1 protein-coding gene and 1 pseudogene are annotated in these 1,038 nt (G+C 70.9%); both read left to right on the plus strand.

All coding sequences use genetic code 11. The annotated features are described in order from the left end of the window. Positions 1–126, plus strand: a pseudogene (locus tag ACZ7HQ_RS45950) (TetR/AcrR family transcriptional regulator); the annotation flags it as partial. Positions 127–324: 198 nt separating this feature from the next. Next, positions 325–1,038 (plus strand): MFS transporter (locus tag ACZ7HQ_RS45955; protein WP_471003726.1); only part of this gene is annotated, 714 nt, incomplete at its 3' end.

The following is a 1,038-nucleotide window of genomic DNA, read 5'->3' on the forward strand; positions in this document are numbered from 1 at the left end:
GCCTGCCAGGGCATCGACCGGTTCACCCACCGTCATCTGCAGTTGTTCCTGGACGGCCTGGAGACCCCGGCCCGCTCCGAACTGCCCGGATCGGCGGCGACCTTGGAGGATCTGCGGCGCTCCTGACGGCCGCACCGACCTGAACCTTCCCGGACCCGCCGACTCCGTCGGCCGCACCGTCCCGCCTCACCCGAACACCGGCCCGTACGTCCCTGTCACGCGCGGGCGGCCCACGCAACCGTCGCGCGTACGCCACAGCACGTACCGCCGACGCCCACTTCGCGACGCCTCGGCGCCCTCGCATGTCCTTAGGTGGCTACACCCATGTCAAAAACGGCCGGCCTGTCCCGAACAGCCGACACCGCCCTTCCCGATCCGAGCCGCTGGAAAGCCCTCGCCTTCATCGCGCTCGCCCAGCTGATGGTCGTCCTCGACGCGACCATCGTGAACATCGCGCTGCCCTCCGCCCAGACCGACCTCGGCATCTCCGACGGCAACAAGCAGTGGGTCATCACCGCCTACGCCCTCGCCTTCGGCGGTCTCCTCCTCTTCGGCGGCCGGATCGCCGACCTCTGGGGCCGTAAGCGCACCTTCGTCGTCGGCCTGACCGGCTTCGCGCTGGCCTCCGCGCTCGGCGGGGCCGCCCAGAACGAGGCGATGATGTTCGGCTCCCGGGCCCTCCAGGGTGTCTTCGGCGCCCTGCTCGCCCCGGCCGCGCTCTCCCTGCTCGCCGTGATGTTCACCGACGCCAAGGAGCGCGCCAAGGCGTTCGGCATCTACGGGGCCATCGCCGGTGGCGGTGGCGCGGTCGGGCTGATCCTCGGCGGCTTCCTCACCGAGTACCTGAACTGGCGCTGGACGTTCTTCGTCAACATCCCGTTCGCCGTGGTCGCCGCCGTGGGCGCGTACTTCGTGATCCGTGAGCCCTCCGGCACCCGCAACCGCGCACCGCTGGACATCCCCGGCGTCGTGCTCTCCACCCTCGGCCTGGTCGCCCTGGTCTACGGCTTCACGCGCGCCGAGTCGGCCGGCTGGTCG

The sequence above is a fragment of the Streptomyces sp. NPDC037290 genome, from assembly GCF_055603245.1.